Here is a 1988-nt window from a genome sequence, read left to right as displayed (position 1 = left end):
GACCCGGCGCACGTGCGCGCCGCCGTCGGGCCCGCGGTGTGCGGGCGGTGCTACGAGGTGCCGGCGGCGATGCGTGAGGAGGTGGCGGCCGTCGTGCCCGAGACGTTCGCGACCACCGACGACGGTACGCCAGGGCTCGACCTGCCCGCGGGCGTGGTCGCCCAGCTCGCGGCCCGGGGCGTCGAAGCGACGCTCCTGGGACGCTGCACGTTCGAGGACAAGGAGCTGTTCTCGCACCGGCGGGCGAGCGTGACGGGTGTCACGACCGGCCGCCAGGCGGGCGTCGTGGCGCTTCTCTGACCGTCCGTGGCCGATCTGTGCCAACTCCGCGACACGCCGATAACATGGCCCTGACCTGCGAAATCACACGGATGTCGTTTTTAGCGAGCAATCGCTGAACAACTTTGGCAAAGTTGTTCGTGGCACGGCGTGTCGCACTTCCGGGTCGGATTGCGCCGGGCTACTTTTGTCAAGGCGACCTCGACGAGAGGTCAAGGTCGGACCTGTTGTACGGGCCCGCTGGACACAGACAGAAGGACGCACAGCAGGCGACGAACGGAGAGTGTGCGATGGCCGGAGCGCTTCGCAAGACCATGCTGTATCTGGGCCTCGCCGACGATCAGGGCGAGCAGGAGTACCTCGACGAGTACGACGAGGGCCTGGAGGAAAACGTGGAGGACCACCGGCACGCACAGGTCACGCCGCTGCACCGCGACGGCGTTCCCCGCGAGGCCCTGTCTTCCTCGGACCTGCGCCGCATCACGACCGTGCACCCGCGGTCGTACAACGACGCCCGGAGCATCGGCGAGGCATTCCGCGCCGGTACCCCGGTCATCATGAACCTCTCCGACATGGACGACGCCGACGCCAAGCGCCTGGTGGACTTCTCCGCCGGCCTCATCTTCGGGCTGCACGGCTCGATCGAGCGGGTGACCAACAAGGTCTTCCTGCTCTCTCCCGAGCACGTGGAGATCGCGGCCGAGGAGCAGGTCGCCACCGAGAAGCCGAACGGCCGTGGCGGCTTCTACAACCAGAGCTGAACACCGGCATCACGAGACCTGGGCGGAGGGCGGTCGCTACGGCGGACGCCCTCCGCTCACGTCTGTCCCCGGGCCCCGATGCGCGGACGAGTGAATCGGGAAGCATGTTCGTGGTGGCTCGTGTGGTCCAGGGGCCGGACGCGTTAGGTTGTGCCTTGTGAATCTGATCCTGCAGTTCATCGGCTTTCTGCTGTGGCTCTTCATCCTGTTCCTGATCGGCCGCCTCATCTTCGACTGGGTGCAGTTCTTTGCCCGGGACTGGAGGCCGCGTGGTGTGCTGCTCGTGATCGCCGAGGCGGTCTACACGGTGACGGACCCGCCTCTGCGGTTCCTGCGCCGGCTGATCCCGCCGCTGCGACTGGGTCAGGTGCAGCTCGACCTGGCCTTCATCGTCCTGTTCTTCGGCGTCTCGATCCTCTCGCAGCTGGTCGGGGCCTGGGCGGCGAGGGTCTGACACGTCCGGCCACGTGGTGAATGTGTGCCGGTTCGCGGCAGGCCTGGTCGAGCTGCCGACGGCGAAGTGTGCGAAAACATTGACCTCCCCATGGAAACGGCCTGGGGTGACCCGGCACACTCTGTGAGGAAATCGTGCCCGGGGGTGCTCCCGGTGTCCCGCGCCGATGTCGTCCGCTACCGTGGGCTTCGGCGAAGGGCGCGCGGCTTGCTAGCGCCGACGTCCGAGTTCAGCGTTCCGTTCCAACTTTCGAGGTGACACGATGGCACTGCTTACTGCAGAGGACATCCTCAACAAGAAGTTCTCCGCGACGAAGTTCCGCGAGGGCTATGACGTCGAAGAGGTCGACGACTTTCTCGACGAGGTCGTGCGGACGCTGACCAACGTCCAGGAGGAGAACGAGGGCCTCCGGCAGAAGGTCGCCGCCGCCGAGCGCCGCATCGCGGAGCTGTCGCGCAGCGACGCCGCGGCACCCGCCCGCGCGCAGGCCGCGC

The 1988-nt window shown here is 67.2% G+C and carries 4 protein-coding genes; all 4 read left to right on the top strand.

The genetic code is table 11. The annotated features are described in order from the left end of the window. A partial coding sequence (locus PROKR_RS00910; RefSeq protein ID WP_036958913.1) for a laccase domain-containing protein occupies positions 1-300 on the top strand: 300 nt, incomplete at its 5' end. Between the two features lie 269 nt (positions 301-569). Continuing rightward, positions 570-1040: a cell division protein SepF gene (locus tag PROKR_RS00905; RefSeq protein ID WP_020016673.1), complete on the top strand. Its 471-nt coding sequence runs from the start codon at positions 570-572 to the stop codon at positions 1038-1040. Positions 1041-1197: 157 nt separating this feature from the next. Further along, positions 1198-1494: a YggT family protein gene (locus PROKR_RS00900; protein WP_036958911.1), complete on the top strand. Its 297-nt coding sequence runs from the start codon at positions 1198-1200 to the stop codon at positions 1492-1494. 262 nt (positions 1495-1756) lie between these two features. Continuing rightward, positions 1757-1988: DivIVA domain-containing protein (locus PROKR_RS00895; RefSeq protein ID WP_036958910.1), on the top strand; the 232-nt coding region annotated here is incomplete at its 3' end.

It is taken from the genome of Promicromonospora kroppenstedtii DSM 19349, from assembly GCF_000515355.1.
GTDB classification, from domain to species: Bacteria; Actinomycetota; Actinomycetes; order Actinomycetales; family Cellulomonadaceae; genus Promicromonospora; species Promicromonospora kroppenstedtii.
This window is presented reverse-complemented; position numbering and strand designations above follow the sequence as displayed.